This window comes from Herbaspirillum sp. Sphag64 (assembly GCF_014192645.1).
Classification (GTDB): Bacteria; Pseudomonadota; Gammaproteobacteria; order Burkholderiales; family Burkholderiaceae_D; genus Herbaspirillum.
The window spans coordinates 36,516-52,585 of record NZ_JACHYE010000010.1 but is presented as its reverse complement, the minus strand read 5'-3'; the positions used below and the strand labels follow the sequence as shown (position 1 = coordinate 52,585).

Below are 16,070 nucleotides of genomic sequence, written 5' to 3'. Positions count from 1 at the left end.
GAGTTTTCATGCGCGCAACACTTATTGCCACGCTCATCGCATCCACCGCTTTTGCGCACGCGGCGCACGCGGAGGTGTCGACCTATGTGATCGATCCCGCCCATACCTTTGTGACATTCGAAGTCCAGCACTTTGGCACTTCCACTAACCGTGGACGATTCGACAAGAAAACCGGTTCCGTGCAACTCGATAAAGCTGCAAAAACTGCGAAGGTCGACCTGACCCTCGATACAGGCTCAATCAATACCGGTACTGCAGCCTTTGACAAACATCTGCAAAGTGACAATTTCTTCAATTCAGCGGTCTTTCCAACCGCCAGATTTGTGGCTGACAACTTCAGCTTCAATGGCGAAAAAGTGACCAAGGTCACCGGCCAACTGACCTTGCTTGGCAAGACCAATCCGGTCGTGCTGACGGCCACTAATTTCAATTGTTATATGAGTCCGGTTCTCAAGCATGAGGTCTGTGGCGGCGATTTCGAGACGACGATTGCGCGCGACCAATGGGGCATGAGCTGGGGTATTCAGTACGGCATTCCCAACAGCGTCAAGCTGCTCATCCAGGTCGAAGCAGTGCAGCAATAAAGTCCGTATTTTTCGCAGCCTGCGGGCTGCCAACATTATCTTAGAAAGCCATCATGAAATTACTTCATCTCGATTCCAGCATTCTTGGCGACTACTCCGCCAGCCGCCAATTGTCCGCCCAGATCGTTGCCCGCCAAAAGAGTCTGCATCCTGAACTCACCATCGCCTCCAGAGACCTCGCTACCGATCCTGCGTTGCACTTGTCGGGCAGCCACATCGCCGCATTTCAGGGCGCTGAGGTCGGCGATGCGGAGGTTGCGGCGGATCTCGTCAAGGGCAATCTTTATCTCGAAGAATTGTTTGCGGCGGACATTCTGGTCATCGGCGCGCCGATGTACAACTTGTCCATTCCTACGCCATTGAAGGCCTGGATTGATCGTATTGCGGTTGCCGGCAAGACGTTCCAATACACGGCAACCGGTCCTGAAGGGCTGCTGAAAAACAAGAAAGCCTACATTGCATCGTCGCGCGGCGGTATTTACTCGGCAGGTAGTCCAGCCGCAGCATTGGAACATCAGGAAAGTTATCTGCTCGGCCTTCTGGCATTCCTGGGTATTTCCGATGTGACCGTCATCAGAGCCGAAGGTCTGGCATTGAGTCCAGAGGCCAAGGAAGCCGCGATAACGCGTGCATTGACTGAAATTTCCGCCTTGTCTGCGTAAGCGGCCATCTCAATAGCCATCGATTGAAAGGAATCTCCATGTCATACGCCATCATCGGCTCTGGCAACGTGGGCGCTGCACTGGCAGCCCAGTTTGCACGTAGTCAAATCCCGGTTGGAATCGCCAATACCCGCGGGCCTGAATCCATTGCCCCGCTGGCAAGTGAGTTGGGCGCATTGGTGACGCCCATGTCGTTGATAGATGCCTTGCGAGCAAATATCATCATCCTGGCAGTACCGTTTCGGGCGCATTCCCTCGTTGCCCAGGCTGCGCCCGATTGGAATGGCAAAATCATCATTGATGCCATGAATACGTATGGTGTATCACCAGAAGAGTTGCAAGGTCTGGCCTCCACTGAGGTGGTCGCCCGGGCATTTCCCGGTGCGAGCATCGTGAAGACCTTCAACCAGCTTCCTGCCAAGCTCCTGGCAAAAGATCCGGCTCAGGACGGTGGCCGGCGTGTCATGTTTGTTGCCAGTAATGACGAAGTAGCTTCCGCATCGGCAGCCAAACTGGTCAGTGACCTTGGCTTTGCGCCAATCAACCTGGGCAAGATTACTGAAGGAGGGGCATTGCTGGGTATGGGTGCACCACTGATTCTGCAGAATCTGATCAAACTGTCCTGATGTCATAAGACTTTCAGCGCACGCAGAATGAATTTTCTGCAACGTCATTTGCCACACTCCCCTCGCGGTAACGCTACCGCTTCAGAGGGGAGTGCAAATGCGTTTTACAGCTCAACGCGCGGAAAATCAATCTCGGTCGCCGCCAGATTATTGAAGTAATTGGTCAACACGTTGAGTGCCACTGCACTGACGACTTCCACGATCCGTGCGTCATCCAGACCAGCAGCACGGGCTGCTGCCAGTTCTGCATCGCTGATGTTGCCTTGTGACTGCAGTACCTGACGGGTCAATATCGCCACCGGGTCAACCACACCCTGACGTGCATCGGCAATCGCCTGAGGACTTAAGCCTGCGCCCTTGCCCATCAAGGTATGCGCCGACAGGCAATAGCCGCAACCATTGAATTGTGCTGCCGCCAGAGAGATGGTTTCGCGCTGGGTTGCAGTGAGGGCGCCGTGACGCAATGCGTCTCCCAATTGCAGGTAACCAGATAGCGCTGCCGGCGAGTGCGCCAAGGTGCTGAACAAATTTGGCAACATCCCCAACTTGGTCTTGGTGGCTTGCAGCAAGGTCTGTGCGGTGGGGGCGGCTTGTTCGATGGTGAGTGCAGAAATACGGGGCATGGTCTTCTCCAGTGAGGCGTGCGGGATTGCACAGGACCGATATTGCGCCTATAGTTGATCGTATTGGATGCAATTAATCTTAATAAATATACCAATCGTCTCAATGCAAACGGATCCTCTCTCTAACTTGTTCACCCGCTTCAATCTGCAAGCGGGTGTCTTTCACAATGGCAATCTGTGCGGCATCGTTGATTTTGGTATTGATGGCGACACGGGTGGGCACCTCCATCTTCTGCGCGCAGGCCGGTTACGGGTGCATCTGAAAGAGGGCAAGACAATGCAGGTGCATGCGCCTAGCCTGCTGTGCTTTGCGCGCTCCAGCGAACACCGCTTTGAGGTGACCGAGGAGGACAAGGCCGAGCTCACCTGTGCTTCATTGCATTTTCAGGGAGGCAGTAACAATCCGATTGCACAGGCAATGCCAGAACTGTTGGTCTTGTCGGTGGATGAACTGGTTCACGCGCGGCCGCTGCTGAACTGGTTATTTGCGGAAGCCTTTGAGCCGGCAGAGGGCCGCGTGGCAGTCTTGAACCGGCTGTGTGAATTACTGGTGATCCAGATCCTGCGCCATTTGATCCAGCAGGGAAAAACTGACAGCGGATTGCTGGCCGGGTTGGCAGATCCCCGTCTGGTACTGACACTGGAAGCACTCCATGCAGAACCTGCTGCAGCATGGACTATCGACAGCATGGCACAGGAGGCAGGCATGTCACGTGCGCGGTTCGCGGCGCACTTTCGCGCCATCATCGGATTCACACCGCTCGACTACCTGACGCGCTGGCGACTCATGCTGGCACAACAGCAATTGCTTGCTGGGCAAGCCATCAAGCTGGTTGCCAATGCCGTCGGTTATGAAAGCGCCTCGGCACTCACGCGGGTATTTCGGCAACGTCTGGGAAGCTCTCCTGCAAGCTGGCTGAGTCAGCAACGCAAAGATGCCGCACGTTTCTGATTCGGAGTTTTAGGCAAGAATAGGAGTGAAATGCACCTATCCATGCAGCGTACGTATCGCGACAATCAAGATCGTCGCAATCGCGTTCGGCATGCCCGCACGCGCTGCCTTTCCTCACCTTCCCTTACCTGCCTGCTTGCTCAAGGAGATCTCATGTTAGTTCATGCTTACGGTGCTCACGCCGGAGACAAACCGCTCGAACCGCTACAAATTCAACGCCGTGCGCCGGGTGCGCACGATGTCCAGATTGACATTGCCTACTGTGGCATCTGCCATTCGGATCTGCATCAGGTCCGTGCAGAATGGGAAGGCACGCAGTTTCCTTGCGTGCCGGGCCACGAAATCGTCGGTCGTGTCGCCGCTGTGGGCAACCATGTGTCCAGCTTCAAGGTCGGCGATCTGGTCGGTGTTGGTTGTCTGGTCGATAGCTGCAAGCACTGTGCAGACTGTGACGAAGGACTGGAGAACTATTGCGATGGCATGATCGGCACCTACAACTTCCCGACGCCGGATGCACCGGGCTGGACGATGGGTGGCTACTCGGAGCAGATCGTGGTCCACGAACGCTATGTACTGCGTATTCGCCATCCCGCGCAAGATCTTGCAGCCGTCGCACCATTGCTCTGCGCTGGTATCACCACTTACTCGCCGCTGCGCCATTGGCATGCTGGTCCGGGTAAAAAAGTAGGGATCGTCGGTATCGGCGGTCTCGGTCACATGGGGATCAAGCTCGCGCGGGCAATGGGCGCACATGTGGTGGCCTTCACGACGTCGGAGTCCAAACGTATCGATGCACTGTCACTCGGTGCGGATGAAGTCGTGGTCTCGCGCAATGCCGATGAAATGGCGGCGCATGCCAAGAGTTTTGATCTGATCGTCAACACCGTCGCAGCACCGCATCGTCTCGATGACATCCTGGTATTGCTCAAGCGAGATGGCACGATGACACTGGTCGGCGCACCGGCAACACCACACCCTTCACCAAATGTGTTCAACCAGATCATGAAGCGTCGTTCCATCGCGGGCTCAATGATCGGTGGCATTCCCGAGACGCAAGAGATGCTGGATTTCTGCGCCGAGCACGGCATCGTTGCCGACATCGAGTTAATTCGCGCTGACGAGATCAACGCTGCCTATGAGCGCATGCTCAAGGGCGATATTAAATATCGATTCGTCATCGATAACGCAACCTTGAGTGGCTAAGTTTAGTTTATCCATGTGAACACGCGGGGGAAGGCACAGCCATTGCCCCGTGTGTATACATTGAGTACAGGGCCACACCGCTATTGATGTTCGCCGCGCGCCCTGGCCGCATCAATCTGTGCCTGACGGCTTTCCAGATAGGCATCACGCACGAAGACGTATTTATCCAGCGACGCATCCTCCAGCAAATTGCTTGCACTGAGTAATTGCGCACGCCGATCCACCAGCCGCACCACCGTACCAATATTACGCACATCCACCGGGTACTTGTAGTGCCACGGATCACCATACAGGTCGATTGGCGTACCGGCGACATCACGCAGCGTGGATGAACCCAGCAACGGCATCACCACATAGGGCCCAGCGCCGACACCCCATACACCCAAGGTTTGACCGAAATCAGATTTTTGTTTGGTAAGGTGCGCTTCGGTGGCAATGTCGAGTACACCACCCAGACCAAACGTGGTGTTGAAGGCGACTCGCGTCAAGCTGGTGAAGCCAGCTTCACCACGTCCCTGTAACAGTTGGTTGACGGCAGACCATAAATCACCAAGATTGCCGAAGAAGTTACCAATACCGGTTTGTACAAAACCTGGTGTAACAGTTTGATAGCCTTTGGCTAAAGGCTGGAACGCGACCGTATCGACCTTATCATTGATCTTGAACATCATGCGGTTGTACCCCTCCAGCGGATCGCCTGGGTTGCCAGGGGTGCCGGAGCTGGCACAGCCAGTCACGGTAACGATCAGTGCCGCAGCTGCGAGCTGCTTTATCTGGTTCATATTGCTTTATCCTTTTGAGGAACGATGTATCCGATGACGATGCAACGGAAACTAAAGTGGATCCGAAAGCGCCAGCAGGAAGATAAAAACAGTCATTCCTAGTGCGAGCAGGATGATCAATGTTGCGGCAAATTTTTTGGCTGCCATCAATTTATCAAGAATCATCTCGACAACTCCTTTTGCTTCAGATTGAGCTGACCAGCAACGCGCATCGGGAACAAGGTTCGCTCCTTGCGTGGGTCTGCACTGGCACCCAAGAGCACAAGTTCCAAAGGGAGAAAAAACGTAGGTGAAAGCTTCCGTACAAGTTGGCTGGTGTTTTCAGCCAATACGCCTAGCCCGGTTGCATGAATACCTGTTGCAACATCAACGGGAGTTAATCCCCGCCGCAGTCCGTGGCGCATATAACTAATATTGAGTACCGCCGTCAGACTCTGTATTGATTGTGTTGTTAGCTGCTCCAACCTTTGACTTACATCGTCTGGCAGATCAGGCGCGCCACGACTCTTGATCAGCAATTCGATCATGTTGCGCTGTGCGGTATCATCGAGGCAATTTTTCAGCCGCAACCAAAGCACATCGCGTAGCGTGTGTAATGGATTACCGGAGCGTCGGAACAATTCGATATCGCTACCCACATCAAATGGCCACACCATGTCATTGAATACTTCCCTCACGATCGCCAGTTTGTCTGCAAAGTGCCAGTACACGGCTCCCCGGGTGACTTTGGCGGCCAGCGCAATATCTTCCAGCGTGGTGGCTCTTATTCCACGCTGGGCAAACGCATTCAGGGCTGCATCAAGCAGGGTCGCGCGCGTGCGCTCAGACCGTAAATTCATTGCCGCTCCTTAACTATGGCGTCAACGGCTGTCATCGTAACTACCTCTGATTACTTATATTGTCAGCACAACGATATTGGATACCAGCTTTAATCAAACCATACTGTACGGTATTATTAATTGACAACATAAGCAAGTCAAGCAATACTCAGCGCCTTCGTACAAATAAGGAGACATAACCATGCGCGTCAAGACAGAAGCCAAGCGCGAAGCAATCCTTGCGGCTGCGTCCGAGGTCTTTCTGGAATCAGGCTTCGATGGGGCGTCGATGACCGAAATTGCGCGTCGTGTCGGCGGTTCCAAAGGCACGCTATACGGTTATTTCAGCTCCAAGGAAGAATTGTTTGTGGCGGTTGTCCATGAAGAAGCGAACAGCCAGTTTGAGCCTGCCTTCGTTGCCCTGAATAAAGAAGTCGACGATCTGCAAAAGACCTTGCAGACCTTTGGAGAGAAAGCCTTTGAGTATCTTTGTTCGCCAAGCTCTATGCAGGCGCGTCGCGCCATCATTGCAGAATCTGGTCGCACCGACATTGGCCAACGCTTCTATGAATTAGGGCCAAAGCAAGGCATGCTGCGACTGGCAGGCATCTTCGAAAAGCAAATGGCATCGGGTAAATTAAGGAAGGCCGATCCGCAGCTCGTCGCCATTCAACTGTGTGCATTGCTGGAGTGCGAGACGATTCATCCCCTCTTGCTCGGCGTCGAAAAATCACTGTCCAAAGCCCAGATCAAACTTGCTGTCAGCCGTGCCTTGAACACGTTCTTTGCGGCGTATGGTGCCACCAAGACTGAAGCAAAGTAAGTCAAATCCAACCAGTACTTAGCCCTGCAGGCATGTCCAGATATGCAGACACACCGCAGGGCTCACCATCCGTTGATGACCGTTCACTTGGCAGAATCAGGCTCTTCCCAACCGCCACCAAGTACCTTGTACAAGGTGACCTGATTGGAAATACGCGACAACTGCGTGCTGATCAGCGACTGCTGCGCCGCATACAGTGAACGTTGCGATGTCAGCACATCCAGATAGCTGTCGATACCGTGCTTGAAGCGCGCCTCGGTCAGCGCCAGACTTTGTGCGGATGCGTCCACCAGTGCCTGTTGTGCTTGCAGCTGCCGTCCCAGTGTGCTGCGCTGTGCCAGCGCGTCGGCGACCTCACGGAAGGCGGTTTGTACCGTTTTCTCGTATTGCGCGACGTCGATGTCACGGGTGAGTTTGGAAACTTTCAGATTTGCAGCGTTGTAGCCGCCATCGAATAGTGGCAGGGAAATCTGCGGTGTGAAACTCCAGCTACCCTGCCCGGCATTGAACAGGCGGCTCAACTGACTGCTACCCGCACCTCCTGAAGCGGTCAGACTGATGCTGGGGAAAAACGCTGCACGTGCAGCACCGATATCAGCATTGGCAGCCTTGAGCGTGTATTCAGCCTCCAGCACATCAGGACGTTTGAGCAGCAGATCCGACGGCAGACCTTCTGGCAGGTCCATCGGTACACCAAGCGCTGCAGGTAATGCTTGCGGCAGCAGTGCTTCCGGTACATTGGCACCCACCGCCAGATTCAGGGCATTGATATCCTGCGCCACCTGGCTGGTGTATTTCTCAACATCGACCTTGGCGCTCTCCACACTTTGCTGCGTCTGCCGCAGCGTCAGCAGCGATGCGTTGCCCAACTGATAGTTGCGTTCAGTACGTGCATAGGTAGCATTCTGGCTGCTCAGCGTCTCCTGTGCCAGTTTTAGCAAAGCGCGGTCGGAGGCTAAGGTCAGATAATCATTGGCGACTTCGGCAACCAGGCTGATATGGGTACTACGACGTGCCTCCACCGTCGACAGAAAGGTTTGCTGCGCCTCTGCGGTCAGACTGCGTACACGGCCAAAGACATCCAGTTCATAGCTGCTGAATCCCACCGTTGCGCTGTATTGACGAGAAGTAAGTGCCTTCCCGGTCGATGACAGATCGGCAGGCGTGCGCGAGGCTGATTCACTGGTACTGGCCTTGATCGTCGGAAACAGCGAGGACTCCTGAATCCGATACTGCGCGCGCGACTTTTCGATATTCAGAATCGCCACGCGTAGATCGCGATTATTCTCCAGCGCCATGGCAATTACCTGCCGCAGATGCTCATCGTTGAAGAAGGTACGCCAGCTAATGTCAGCCAGTGCCTGCCCCGGCTGCGATCGCGTACCAGCATCGGGATAGCTGGTTGGCACCGGCGCTGCCGGCCTTTCATATTCCGGCATGAGCGTGCAACCGCCCAATGTCGCCACGATGGCAAGCGCCATGATCCGTATGCGTAATGTGTTCATATTATTCGCCCTCGATAGATGGATGCGCGATGGCTGCCTGACGTGGTCGCGCGGTCAAACGCATGACCACCACGAAAAACAGCGGCACAAAAAAGATCGCCAGCACGGTGGCAGAAATCATCCCGCCAATGACTGCCGTGCCCAGTGCATGCTGTGCACCGGAACCGGCACCTGTACCAATCACCATCGGTAATACGCCCAGCGTAAAGGCCAGCGACGTCATCAGAATCGGCCGCAAACGCAAACGGGCCGCTTCAATTGCTGCTTCGCTTGCTGATTTACCGTGGGCATATAACTCCTTGGCAAACTCGATGATCAGGATCGCGTTCTTGGCCGACAACCCCACCGTGGTCAGCAAGCCAACCTGGAAATAGACGTCATTCATCTTCCAGGTCAGCACGGCTCCAGCCAGCGTTCCCAGTACACCCAATGGCACCACCAGCAATACCGAAACGGGAATGCTCCAGCTTTCATAGAGTGCCGCCAGACAGAGGAAGACAATCAGGATCGACACGGCATAGAGCATCATCGCTTGGGAACCGGCCTGCTTTTCCTGCTTTGAAATACCGGTCCACTCATAGCCAATGCCCGGTGGCAGGGTCGCAGCGAGTCGCTCCATGGTCGCCAGTGCTTCACCACTGGACGACTTGCCGGGCATGTCCATGCCCAGAATTTCGACCGACGGTAATCCGTTATAGCGCTCCAGACGCGGTGAACCACTGGTCCAGTAGGCCTTGGCGAACGTCGAGAACGGGACCATGGTTCCAGCACTGTTGCTCACGTACCATTTGTCGATATCGCTGGGCAACATGCGGAATGGGGCATCCGCCTGCAGATAGACCTTCTTGACGCGGCCCTTGTCGATGAAGTCATTGACGTAGGAGCTACCCCAGGCAATCGAAAACGTCTGATTGATATCACTCAACGACAAGCCCAACGCGGTCGCTTTGGCCTGATCAATATCGAGCTGGAACTGTGGCGAGTCGTCCTGTCCATTGGGCCGCACGGCAACCAGTCCGGGCTCTTTCATGGCCAGGCCCAGCAGCTGATTACGCGCTTTCATCAAGGCATCGTGACCCAGATTAGCGTTGTCGACCAACTCCATATCAAAGCCGCTGGCGTTCCCCAGTTCCGACACCGCCGGTGGCGCAAAGGCAAACACATTGGCGTCACGGATCTTGGCAAATGCCTGACCAGCCTTGGCGATCACACCAGTCGATTGCAGCTCGGGCGTCTTGCGTTCATCCCATGGACGTAGTTTGACGAAGGCAATCCCCATGTTCTGGCCATTACCCGCAAAGCTGAATCCACTCACCGTAAAGATAGAAGAAACGGCATCCTTCTGATCGACCAAAAAATGATTCTCTACCTGCTCCAGTACCTTCAGTGTGCGGTTTTGCGTCGCACCTGGTGGCAGCTGCACCATGGCATAGACAATCCCTTGATCTTCATCCGGCAGGAAGCCACCAGGAATTTTCATGTAGACCATCACCACCAGCGCCGCCAGCACGGCGTAGATCAGCATATAACGCTTGCTGCGCCCGAGAATATGACCAACGGCGCCCTGATAGCCAACATTGCCGCGATCAAAATTGCGGTTAAACCAGCCGAAAAATCCTGTGCGGATCTGGTGATCCTTGGATACCGGCTTGAGCAAAGTGGCGCACAGTGCGGGCGTCAGAATCATTGCCGTGAGCACCGACAGAGCCATGGCCGAGACGATGGTGATCGAGAACTGACGATAGATCACGCCGACAGAACCGCCGAAGAATGCCATCGGTACAAATACCGCCGCGAGCACCAGCGCAACGCCCACCAGCGCTCCGGTAATCTGCCCCATCGACTTGCGGGTAGCTTCGACCGGTGACAAGCCCTCCTCACTCATGACCCGCTCGACGTTTTCCACCACCACAATGGCGTCATCCACCAGTAGGCCAATGGCGAGCACCATCGCAAACATGGTGAGCGTATTCATCGAATAGCCGAAGGCATACAACACACCAAACGTACCCAGCAACACGACCGGCACTGCAATAGTCGGGATCAGCGTTGCGCGGAAGTTTTGCAGGAACAGATACATGACCAGAAACACCAGTACCACTGCCTCGACCAGGGTCTTGATCACGTCCTCGATCGACAACCGTACAAATGGTGTGGTGTCATACGGCACTTCTGCCTTCATTCCCTGTGGATAAAACTTGCTCAACTCATCGAGCTTGGCATTGATTGCCTTGACCGTATCGAGCGCATTGGCACCGGTGGCCAGCTTGATCGCCAGACCAGCAGCCGGTTTGCCGTTATAGCGCGACAATGAGTTATAGGACTCACTACCCAGCTCGATACGCGCGACATCCTTGAGCTTGACGGTAGAGCCATCGGTTTGTGTACGCAGCACGATATCGCCAAACTGTTCAGCTGTCCGTAAACGGGTCTGCGCAGTAATGGTGGCATTGATCTGCTGATTCGGTGCGGCTGGCAAAGCACCCAGCTGACCAGCTGAAATCTGTGCATTTTGTGCGCTCACGGCAGTAGAAATATCCAGCGGCGTGAACTTGTACTTGGTCAGTTTGTTCGGATCCAGCCAGATCCGCATCGAATACTGCGCACCAAACAGCGTCGTATCACCGACACCGCTCACGCGGCTAAGCTGGTCCTGGATATTCCCGCCCACATAGTCGGAGAGATCTGCATCGCTCATGCTGCCATCAGTAGAAACAAAGGCAACCACAACCAGGAAGTTGTTTGATGACTTGGTGACCTGTACCCCCTGATTCTGTACTTCCTGCGGCAACAAAGGTGTCGCCAGAGACAGCTTGTTTTGCACCTGTACCTGCGCGGTATCCGGATCGGTGCCGTTCTCGAAGGTCAGCGTAATGGTGACCGCGCCCGACGAATCGCTGGTCGAGGACATATAGCTAAGCCGGTCCAGACCCTTCATCTTTTGTTCGATGATCTGGGTCACGGTATCTTCCAGCGTCTTGGCGGAAGCGCCAGGATAGTTGGCCGAAATGGCAATCGTCGGTTGTGCAATGGTCGGATATTGCGCAATCGGCAACGTTTTAATCGCGACGATACCTGCCAGCATCACGATAATGGCGATCACCCATGCAAAGATGGGACGATCAATAAAAAAGCGGGCCATGAGTTTTCTCCGTCAAAAATTAAGGCACTTTTTTCGCGGAGTCACCAGCACTTGCGTCGGTAGACGCGAGTGAGCCGGTACCAGTGCTACTAACAGATGTATAGGGCAGCGTCTTGACCTCTACACCCGGACGGATTTTCTGGAGGCCTTCGACCACCACGCGGTCGCCCGCCTGCAAACCACTACTGACAAGCCACTGATCGCCAATGGCACGATCAGTCACCAGGTGGCGTTGCTCAACCTTGTTATTCGCATTGACGACATAGGCCACAGGCTTGCCGGCACCATCGCGACTGACCGCAGGCTGCGGCACCAGCAATGCATGCTCCTTGGTACCTTCTTCAACGACGGCACGCACAAACATACCGGGCAATAACTGATGCTTGGGGTTGTCGAACTTGGCGCGCAGATTGACGGTGCCGGTATTCTGATCCACCGTGACATCCGAGAATTGCAAAATACCGATCACCGGGTAGCGGCTACCGTCATCAAACACCAGACTGACGGTGGCGCCACCATGCGACTTGCTGCTCAACTTGCCCTCCTCCAGCTCACGCTGCAGGCGCAACAAGACATTGCTGGACTGGGTCAGATCGACATAGATCGGGTCCAGTTGCTGGACATTGGCCAGCGCGGTGGTCTGATCGGCTGTCACCAATGCTCCGGGGGTTACCGAAGATTTCCCGATACGACCACTGATTGGTGCGGTGATGCGGGTGAAATCGAGGTTGATCTTGGCTGAATCCAATGAGGCCTGTGCGGCTTCGACATCAGCCACATCTTGCTGCAAGGTGGCCTGGATATCGTCATTGTCCTGCACGCTAACGGCCTGAATCTTGACCAGTTCCTGATAGCGCTCCGCTTTCAGGCGTGCCGTATGCAAGCTCGCCACCGCCTTATCCAGCGTGGCCTTGGCGTTGTTGTAAGTAGCACGATAAGTCGCGGGATCAATTTCGTAGAGCAGGCTGCCAGCCTTGACATCACTACCCTCAACAAAGTTGCGGGAACGGACCAGACCAGTGATTTGTGGGCGCACATCGGCAGACAAGACCGCATTCACGCGGGCTGGCAATTCGCTGGTCAACGCCACGCTTTGCTCCTGCAAGGTCAGCACACTCACGACGGGCGTGCCCTGTGCCGGTGGCGGCCCCATTCCAGCAGGCTTGCTGCAGGCTCCCAGCAACGAAGCAACGGCAGCCGCAGTTGCCATGGCAATGATGATTTTTTTCGGTGACGACATGAACAACTCCTTTATTGACCCGGAAGGATGACGCGACAATTTATATTAATACTGTACGGTACGGTATATTAATAGAAAAAAGATCGCTGTCAACCAAATTCATGTCGGTATCAAAAAATGCCGGGGAAAAACGACCAATTTGTACAGCCATGTAAAGAAACAGGCTGTGACCAGAAGACAGGCAAACGGAAGAACAACCAGCAATAGCAGGAGCAAGATCAGGAGATTGAGGAAGCGATGAGGGAAGATGCCAAGCCGTCAACAGTCGGTTTGGTCCAATGCAAAACGGCCCGTGATGACGGGCCGTTTGTTCATCGGGTGGGATATGCTGTCAGGACTGACTGTTTTCCTTGTCATCGGCAGCACGCAAAGCTGCCTCGCCAAGAATCGTGGAACCGCGTGCAGTGAGTATCTCACCGACACTACGCACGTCACGCAATTCCTTGTTCTGGCTCAGCTTGTTCTTGCCGACCAGACGGGTGATATCAATCTCGATACCGACGATAGCCTTGAGCAAAGTGTCGATGTAATCAGCCGGACTGTCGCCGATCTTCCAAGGCTTGGGCATGGCCGCCTCATGCGTGCGTGTGAGGCGGGCGACCACGCCGCGGACATAGCGCTCATCGTCATGAATCGATATCTTGCCGTAGGCATGCGTGACCATGTAGTTCCAGGTCGGCACCTGTTTGTGGGTCTCGTGCTTGCTGGGATACCAGGTCGGTGAGATATACGCGTCAGCGGCACGGAACACCACCAGTACTTCATCGCCATTCTTGACGTCCTGCCAGACTGGATTGGCACGTGCCACATGCGCCGTGAGCTTGCCCAGTTCCCCCCCCTCGAGCAACTCGAAAGGAATGTGATTGGCATCCAGACCACTTTGACCGTTAGTGACCAGCATGCCAAACGGATAGGTCTTGATGAACTCCTGCAACACCTCGGGGCGGGATTCATTGAAATGGGCTGGCACGTACATCTGACTGACTCCTGATAAAAGTAAAAGGGTCATGTAGCACCCGGTATATACCTTACTTTATCGACACAGAGATGCCGCGCATAGATCCAATTTCGATCAATTTTGGTGGTCCAACATGGCGCTGCGCACATCGGCAAACACCATGCTGAATCAATAACAACCCCGCCTACCTCTTGCCGGACCAGGTGGCAGGCAACGATTAGTCGGCTTCCATATTGCGGTCTGTCACCACATACAGTTTGCTGGCATCTTCAACAATTCGGAATATACCTTTGAAACCGGGTTGAATGATGCCGGTATCACCTGGCCCGAAGTGCTTTACGGCACCGGTCTCATCGCAGCTGATCGCGACCTTGCCTGTGAGAATATGAAAAAACTCGTGCTTGGAGTCTGGCATGGCGATCCGGTAGGCGCCAACGCCTGCACTCCAGGTGCCTGAACTGAGGCCAAAGGCAGGCGCCAGAAAGCGGCTTTGTGTTTCCCGCTCAGGTGCGCCTTCGATGCGCATTTCAGGGTCGGGTTGACGGGTGGTGATCGTCGGCTTGATCTCGGCAAAGTGTAATACGGTCGCTTGAGTCATGTTGATTTTGTCTGTCATGGTTAAGGGTTCATTGTCAGGTCGCAGCTCAAACCAAGGCTCAGGCCAGTCCGCCCTGACACAGATACTTGATGTGCATATAGTCTTCGAGGCCGTGACGGGAACCTTCACGGCCATAGCCGGATTCCTTGACACCCCCAAAGGGGGCCGCTTCACTGGCGAGTGCACCTTCGTTGATGCCGACAATACCGGTCTGCAAGGCACGCGAGACACGCCAGATACGTGCTGGTGTATTCGCGTAGAAGTAAGCAGCGAGACCGAACGGGGTATCGTTAGCCATCTGGATCGCCTGTTCTTCAGTGCCAAAGCGAAACAGCGGTACGACCGGGCCAAAGGTTTCTTCGGCAAAGAGCTGCATGTCGCGATGGGCATCGCCCAGAATGGTGGGTGCATAGTAAAAAGGCCCGTCTGCCAGCGCAGTACGCACGCGCTCACCACCCAACAAGAGCTTGGCACCCTTGCTGATTGCATCGTCAACATGGCGGCTGATTTTTTCTACGGCACGGGCATTGATCATGGGGCCGATCTGCACGCCGTCGGCTTGTGCGGGGCCGAGCTTCAAGGCTGCTACGCGCGCAACCAGCTTGGCCGCAAAGCGTTCGTAAATGGTCTCTTGCACATATACCCGGTTAGGCGACACGCAGGTCTGCCCCCCGTTGCGAAACTTGGCTTTCATCAGCCCCTCAACGGCGGCGTCGAGATCAGCATCGTCAAATACGATAAAAGGCGCATTGCCACCCAGCTCCAGCGACAGCTTCTTGAGGGTGTCAGCCGAGCCGCGCGCCAGATGCTTGCCGACCGGTGTGGAGCCAGTGAAGGTGATTTTGCGTACCCGGGAATCGGTCAGCCAGACATCCACCACACGCGGCGTATTGTCCCGCGAGGCGCTCACAAGATTGAGTACCCCTGCCGGAAATCCTGCCTGTTCGCCCAGATACGCCAATGCTAATGCGGTGAGCGGTGTATCTTCGGCTGGCTTGGCCACAACCGTACAACCGGCGGCCAGTGCCGGTGCGATCTTGCGTGCAATCATCGCCAGTGGAAAATTCCACGGTGTGATGGCGGCAACTACGCCGACGCCTTCATAAACAGCACTCATGTGCTTGCCCGGCACCTGCTCGGGAATGATGTCGCCATAGGTGCGCACAGCTTCTTCGGCAAACCATTCCACATAGGAGGCGCCATAGCCCACCTCGCCACGCGCTTCGGCCAGTGGCTTGCCCTGTTCGGTCGAGATCAGCAAGGCGAGTTCATCAATGTGGGCCATGATTAACGCGTGCCAGCGTTTGAGCAGACTAGCCCGTTCGCGCGCAGGCCGGGCCTGCCAGGCGGGCAAGGCGGCCGCTGCAGCATCAACTGCTGCTGCGGCATCGCTGGCGTTGCCATCGCTGACGGCGGCGATGCTTAAGCCATCGGCAGGATTGATAACGGTGAAAGATGCGCCATCGCTGGCATCACGCCAACTGCCTGCAATAAAATGCTGGGTGCGCAGCAGCGGCTGACTGGTAAGCGTATCGGGCATAGCGTTTCCTGTGA

15 protein-coding genes are annotated in these 16,070 nt (G+C 55.1%); 6 read left to right on the top strand and 9 right to left on the bottom strand.

Annotated features, from left to right (window positions below):
- Nucleotides 1–8 precede the first annotated feature (8 nt).
- From FHW66_RS15435 to FHW66_RS15425, 3 genes are read left to right on the top strand one after another with little or no spacing between them, the layout of a single operon-like run.
- Nucleotides 9–584, top strand: coding sequence for a YceI family protein (locus FHW66_RS15435; protein ID WP_183380710.1), 576 nt, complete (start codon nt 9–11; stop codon nt 582–584).
- A gap of 53 nt (nt 585–637) precedes the next feature.
- Entirely contained in the window at nt 638–1,246 is a 609-nt protein-coding gene (locus FHW66_RS15430; protein ID WP_183380709.1) for an FMN-dependent NADH-azoreductase, read from the top strand.
- Nucleotides 1,247–1,284: 38 nt separating this feature from the next.
- Nucleotides 1,285–1,872, top strand: a complete 588-nt coding sequence (locus FHW66_RS15425; protein ID WP_183380708.1) for an NADPH-dependent F420 reductase — start codon at nt 1,285–1,287, stop codon at nt 1,870–1,872.
- 104 nt (nt 1,873–1,976) lie between these two features.
- Here the strand turns inward: FHW66_RS15425 and FHW66_RS15420 are convergent, their stop codons facing one another.
- Nucleotides 1,977–2,495 carry a carboxymuconolactone decarboxylase family protein gene (locus FHW66_RS15420; protein WP_183380707.1) on the bottom strand — a complete coding sequence of 173 codons (519 nt, stop codon included), beginning with the start codon at nt 2,493–2,495 and terminating at the stop codon, nt 1,977–1,979.
- Between the two features lie 103 nt (nt 2,496–2,598).
- Here FHW66_RS15420 and FHW66_RS15415 point away from each other — a divergent pair, with 103 nt between their 5' ends.
- The gene (locus tag FHW66_RS15415) at nt 2,599–3,447 is read left to right on the top strand and encodes an AraC family transcriptional regulator (RefSeq protein WP_183380706.1); all 849 of its coding nucleotides are present in this window, start codon (nt 2,599–2,601) and stop codon (nt 3,445–3,447) included.
- 153 nt (nt 3,448–3,600) lie between these two features.
- Nucleotides 3,601–4,650, top strand: coding sequence for an NAD(P)-dependent alcohol dehydrogenase (locus tag FHW66_RS15410; RefSeq protein WP_183380705.1), 1,050 nt, complete (start codon nt 3,601–3,603; stop codon nt 4,648–4,650).
- Nucleotides 4,651–4,730: 80 nt separating this feature from the next.
- On the opposite strand, the gene FHW66_RS15405 is transcribed toward FHW66_RS15410, so the two are convergent.
- Both FHW66_RS15405 and FHW66_RS15400 read right to left on the bottom strand, forming a co-directional pair.
- Nucleotides 4,731–5,432, bottom strand: a complete 702-nt coding sequence (locus tag FHW66_RS15405; RefSeq protein ID WP_183380704.1) for a VacJ family lipoprotein — start codon at nt 5,430–5,432, stop codon at nt 4,731–4,733.
- Nucleotides 5,433–5,593: 161 nt separating this feature from the next.
- Nucleotides 5,594–6,271: a TetR family transcriptional regulator gene (locus tag FHW66_RS15400; protein ID WP_183380703.1), complete on the bottom strand. Its 678-nt coding sequence runs from the start codon at nt 6,269–6,271 to the stop codon at nt 5,594–5,596.
- A gap of 181 nt (nt 6,272–6,452) precedes the next feature.
- On the opposite strand from FHW66_RS15400, the gene FHW66_RS15395 reads away from it, so the two are divergent.
- The gene (locus FHW66_RS15395) at nt 6,453–7,073 is read left to right on the top strand and encodes a TetR/AcrR family transcriptional regulator (RefSeq protein ID WP_183380702.1); all 621 of its coding nucleotides are present in this window, start codon (nt 6,453–6,455) and stop codon (nt 7,071–7,073) included.
- Nucleotides 7,074–7,156: 83 nt separating this feature from the next.
- Here the strand turns inward: FHW66_RS15395 and FHW66_RS15390 are convergent, their stop codons facing one another.
- From FHW66_RS15390 to FHW66_RS15365, 6 genes are all read right to left on the bottom strand, one after another.
- Nucleotides 7,157–8,578 (bottom strand): efflux transporter outer membrane subunit, encoded by a 1,422-nt coding sequence (locus FHW66_RS15390; RefSeq protein ID WP_183380701.1) that lies wholly within the window; start codon nt 8,576–8,578, stop codon nt 7,157–7,159.
- A gap of 1 nt (nt 8,579) precedes the next feature.
- Complete coding sequence (locus tag FHW66_RS15385) at nt 8,580–11,720, bottom strand: efflux RND transporter permease subunit (protein ID WP_183380700.1); 3,141 nt, start codon at nt 11,718–11,720, stop codon at nt 8,580–8,582.
- 19 nt (nt 11,721–11,739) lie between these two features.
- Nucleotides 11,740–12,960: an efflux RND transporter periplasmic adaptor subunit gene (locus tag FHW66_RS15380; protein ID WP_183380699.1), complete on the bottom strand. Its 1,221-nt coding sequence runs from the start codon at nt 12,958–12,960 to the stop codon at nt 11,740–11,742.
- 331 nt (nt 12,961–13,291) lie between these two features.
- Nucleotides 13,292–13,936, bottom strand: coding sequence for an FMN-binding negative transcriptional regulator (locus FHW66_RS15375; RefSeq protein ID WP_183380698.1), 645 nt, complete (start codon nt 13,934–13,936; stop codon nt 13,292–13,294).
- A gap of 199 nt (nt 13,937–14,135) precedes the next feature.
- Nucleotides 14,136–14,534 carry a cupin domain-containing protein gene (locus tag FHW66_RS15370; protein ID WP_183380697.1) on the bottom strand — a complete coding sequence of 133 codons (399 nt, stop codon included), beginning with the start codon at nt 14,532–14,534 and terminating at the stop codon, nt 14,136–14,138.
- A gap of 40 nt (nt 14,535–14,574) precedes the next feature.
- Nucleotides 14,575–16,056, bottom strand: coding sequence for an NAD-dependent succinate-semialdehyde dehydrogenase (locus FHW66_RS15365; protein WP_183380696.1), 1,482 nt, complete (start codon nt 16,054–16,056; stop codon nt 14,575–14,577).
- Nucleotides 16,057–16,070 lie beyond the last annotated feature (14 nt).